Annotated in this window: 4 protein-coding genes, 1 rRNA gene and 1 pseudogene; 2 read left to right on the top strand and 4 right to left on the bottom strand. The window is 48.9% G+C overall.

The genetic code is table 11. From position 1 onward, the window contains the following. Nucleotides 1-395: 395 nt before the first annotated feature. A complete protein-coding gene (locus G462_RS23545) occupies nucleotides 396-1310 on the bottom strand; it encodes a hypothetical protein (RefSeq protein WP_035478508.1) in 915 nt (304 codons plus the stop codon). A 266-nt stretch (nucleotides 1311-1576) separates the two neighbouring features. Here G462_RS23545 and cowN point away from each other — a divergent pair, with 266 nt between their 5' ends. Continuing rightward, nucleotides 1577-1867, top strand: a complete 291-nt coding sequence (gene cowN / locus G462_RS0119960) for a N(2)-fixation sustaining protein CowN (protein ID WP_026960547.1) — start codon at nucleotides 1577-1579, stop codon at nucleotides 1865-1867. A 106-nt stretch (nucleotides 1868-1973) separates the two neighbouring features. On the opposite strand, the gene G462_RS23540 is transcribed toward cowN, so the two are convergent. The 3 genes and pseudogenes from G462_RS23540 to G462_RS23535 all read right to left on the bottom strand — a co-directional run. Continuing rightward, the gene (locus tag G462_RS23540; RefSeq protein ID WP_035478506.1) at nucleotides 1974-2774 is read right to left on the bottom strand and encodes a DUF2145 domain-containing protein; all 801 of its coding nucleotides are present in this window, start codon (nucleotides 2772-2774) and stop codon (nucleotides 1974-1976) included. Nucleotides 2775-2776: 2 nt separating this feature from the next. Further along, entirely contained in the window at nucleotides 2777-3097 is a 321-nt protein-coding gene (locus G462_RS0119950) for a hypothetical protein (RefSeq protein ID WP_026960546.1), read from the bottom strand. A 187-nt stretch (nucleotides 3098-3284) separates the two neighbouring features. After that, nucleotides 3285-3908 (bottom strand): annotated as a pseudogene (locus tag G462_RS23535) (YoaK family protein); the annotation flags it as partial. Between the two features lie 200 nt (nucleotides 3909-4108). On the opposite strand from G462_RS23535, the gene rrf reads away from it, so the two are divergent. Next, nucleotides 4109-4197 (top strand): 5S ribosomal RNA (rrf, locus tag G462_RS0119940); the annotation flags it as partial.

The raw sequence follows: 4197 nt of genomic DNA, 5'->3' as shown, positions 1-4197 counted from the left end.
AGTAGGTCACTGCCAGGCACCCAATAAGAAGGCCCTGCTCTAACGAGCGGGGCCTTTTTGCATTCCTCGCACACTAAACTGACCTACTTTCGAAACCCTGTCCCACTGCCAGGCACCCAATTCGAAAACCCAGCCTAACGGCTGGGTTTTTTCGTATTGGGCCCCTGCCAGTGACAGACGTCCACATTAGCCCACAGGGTGGGGCATCCAGCTCCGGACTCCGTCCTACGCGCTCCAGCGGCACAAACCTCCGGTTTGTTAACAACGCTGCTTCCGCCCCCATGTGAAAGGCTTCGCGGCGACTAAAAATACTGATTCTTGAAGCGACAGTTACTAAATTCGTAAAACAGCTAAGAGCACAACTCCCTAAGACTTCGTCTCAGAAAGCTTTCAATTTACAGCGATAACTCAGCGAAGTAGATCGAGCAGTTATCTTCATGGCTAGAGTAGTAGCTGCAATAGATCTTGTCTCCTTGCTGTACTAAGCCCGGATAGCTGCAATCTCCGCCGGAAGGCAGGGATAGGATCTCTTCCAGTTCTGGCTTGTCGCCCAAATGTAGCGAGCAAAGGCTGGTGCGGACGGGCTCATACAGGCGCACAGCGCAAAGTAGGCGCTCGTTGCTGAGTTTAATCATTGCTGGTCCGCCAATACGCGTACCGAGATCGTGCCATTGCCAGTTGGTGTAAGGGGGATCCGCAATGCCTAACTGGGCCGATGCAGTATCTGCATCGCGTCTGAGAAGACAGGCTGCGCGGCTACCGTCTACTAAGCACATGTCGTGCTCGTTGGGATAGCCAAGGCCATTGAGCTGCTTGCTAAATAGTGGCGCAACCCATGGTTGATAGGCCCTTTGCTCCATACGGTAGAGGGTGACTTGCTGTTCCGCAGCCTTGTAGCCGATGGAATAAATGCCGTCGCTAAGTGCGCGGCTTCGCCAGAGCCACATGCTTTTTTCTGCAACCGGCTTGAGATCGCTCCACTGTTTGCCATCGCTTGACCAACTTAGATAGCTTTGATGGTAGGGGCGCTCGTCGAAACCCTGTTTCGCCGCGCAGGTCAGCATTAGTTGCTCTTCAAAGATCATCAACTTGGGGTCGCGCAAGTCTGCATCGGTAAGGGTTATCCGCGCCTGTTCCTGCCAGCTGTTGTCGCTCGAGTTGAATTTAAGTATCAGTACTTGGCCATCAGGGCTGACATGTGAGTCGCCTTCACGGAAACACAACCAGAGAGAGCCGTTAAACATACAAAGGTCGGTAAACGCGCAATGCTTGCCTGAATCCCATACCTTAGTGACCTTATTTACTTTCATAAATTGACCATCAAGACGCTGTTAGTTTTAGCCTATGGCTAGAGTCTAACAGTTAGTTATGTTGGCTAAGGCACCAGTTTCGAAAACAGCAGCGAGTGTCGCAAAGTCCACATTTTGTTGGGTCTGGTCCTACCTGTTCGACTGGCAACGAGTCATTAGTTTATGAAAAACAAAGAGATAGCCTCCGGCGCGCTAATTGCTCAGTATTCCTTGATAAATGTAATGTTAATCCTTGTCGGTCATAGAGTATGTAGTAAGGAAGACCAATGAAAGATGCTGTTGAAGAGTTAGATCGCTATGTGAGTTTTTGCGGGCTAGATTGTGATGGAAAGGCTGATACGCTGATTGCAAAACTAGAAAGTCAGCTTGATTCCGGAAGTGGCGGGGAGACTTGGTGTCAGTACTTTCAGCAAAAGAGGGCCGAGCAAGCAAAGATGAAACGTGACAATCTGCACTTTATTGGCAATCAACTTAATCCTCTATACGAATACTTCGAAGCTTGTGAAGATGCATCTGCGCTTGAGCTGTTGTATCAGATTGAGCAAGAGTGCTGTTAGCATATTGCTGCTGAATGATTTCGTAAAAGGTTTGCATGACTTAGGCTGAGCTATCAGTGTAGTAATTACATGCAACCCACTCAGCCATCGTTAGTTATAGTTTGTGCTAAAGCAAACTTGTGGGTGGTTGTTCTGCGCGTAAAATCACTGCTTGCTTGAGTAGCTGGTTTTCTTCTAAGTAGCGAGCAATCGATGTGAACGTTGCTGTTTTAACCTTCCCTTTATGATCGGCAAGGCTGACCTCATCGACAAACCAGGATCCCAGTCGCAGCTTAAGGCGGCTCATACCGATTGATTGCGGTGAAAAGTACGCTTGAGTGTTAGCTTTTAACTGTTCGATATCGGTGGTTGAGTAGATGGCAGAGTTGACTATGTTCAGAGTGTGCTCTGTGCAGTTTTGGTATTGATTGTTGAACGGGTTGGCTATCAGAGAGTAGTTAGGGTTGTGGACTTTTTCGTTGTCACTGTTAGCAAATGCTTGAAGTAAGCGGGCTTGTAACTTCGGGCTGGGAATAATAATACCAGCTTTCAGCTCATAAGCTCCCCAGTAAAAATCGACCGGATAATCGACGACTAACTCGCTTTTATCTAACTCGCCCGGTAACTGATACAAGTTATGTATCGCATAGCCATTTACAGTTTCACCGCTATCGGTAGTGATTGCGCTATAGATGGCAACTGCAGTATGGGTGAAGTGGATGCTATCCGGTAGCTTATCTTCTGGTTGCCCAACTCGTCCGATAATGAACACCCTAGCACCTTGTTTAGCCGCATAGTGCTCGACAGACTTAGCGAAGCTGACCAGTTCTTCTGTATCGAAGTGCTTTTCTCCTCCACTTTGACTTCCTGCCAATGCGTACTCTAAAGGAAGACAAAAACAGATCAGAGCCAGTAGTAAACGCTTCATGGTTACTCCTGCTCTGCCATCATATGCTGCGGTGAGGGTTGAGCGGTAATGGTGTGGTCGGTAACGTCGAGTGGCTGATCAAACTCTCCAGTTGCTGACTCGGCCAACGAGCCGCCAGCTTCTCCACTTACTGTTCCCAGTTCACCAGCGACGATGAGTGGTACTGCTGTAACTGCGCTTGCTACTTGGGCTCCTCCCGCAACACTGTGTCCTGTGGCTAATGCGGATTGTTCAGCCCCTTGGCTGGCGTTGTTACTTGCATTTGCTGCGGCTAATTGAAAAGAGATGGCTGATAGGCAAGCGAGAAGAACTGCTCGGTTCATTTTGAAATGTCCTTATAAATAAATCCTTCATAAAAGTGTATCGAAGAGTGGTTAATTACATAAGTGTTGCGCTTGATTATCAGCCTGCTCTTTGACCTGACTTTCAATATAATTGGTACCATCCTGAGCTGCTCGAATCAGTTAGTTCAGGCTTAAGATTGATAGGTAGAAATTGCATTGGTGGATACTAAGACATATCAAGCGGCTTTCTAGCGATCACCAAGTAACTTCCATGCACTACCAGTAACAACAGACACATACTCAGTGGGAACCAAAGTGCCTGGTAGCCATGGGTGTTAAATAGCTTGGTTGCGATAAACCCGCCGAGGATAAAACTGCTGAGAATGATCAGAAAGAGCCGGGCCTTTCTTTGGTCTTGCTTGTGGCCGCGTAGTCGCCGTCCGAGCATTAGACCGAGATCGGTCACGATGCCGGTTACATGGGTGGTTCGCTGTATGGCACCGCTATAGGTGGTGAACATACTGTTTTGCAGGCCGCAGGCAATTGCGGCTAGGTAGTGGCTGATAGGAGTTTGGTTATCAATTGCTAACAGAGTACCTGCTATGAGCAGGGACTCTAGGGCGAGCACCAAGGTGTAGTTGTGGCTTAACCTTAGCGCTGATCGCCCCACAATGAATCCACTTAGGGCTGCACCGAGCGCGAAGCTGACTAAGATACCTAAAAGGCTCAGTGTATGGCTTTGATCGGTCGCTAAGTCTTCACCGAGTCGCGACGCGACACCGCTGAGATGAGAGATGGCCTGGTGCTCAAAAGCGAGCTGTCCGACTACGTTGAGGCTGCCTGCTATTAGGGCTAAGGCGAGGGTTCCTCCCTCTAACCAAGGGGGATGTCGGGTCTACATGGCTGATTCCTGTAAAGCATCTAATACAAGTGTAGTTATCCCCTATCGATAGGGATTGTAATTCCCGATTAGCTGGTTATAATGCCTGCCTCTCGAATGATTACCTCGGCTGTGGCGCTAAAGCAGACGAGCTAAGAGACAAGTTTTTGCCTGGTGGCAATAGCGTTGTGGAACCACCTGACTCCATGCCGAACTCAGAAGTGAAACGCAACTGCGCCGATGATAGTGTGGGGCTTCC

It is taken from the genome of Aliagarivorans taiwanensis DSM 22990, assembly GCF_000429505.1.
Lineage (GTDB): Bacteria > Pseudomonadota > Gammaproteobacteria > Enterobacterales > Celerinatantimonadaceae > Aliagarivorans > Aliagarivorans taiwanensis.
The sequence above is the reverse complement of the archived record's forward strand: the minus strand, read 5'-3'. Positions and strand labels throughout refer to the sequence as shown.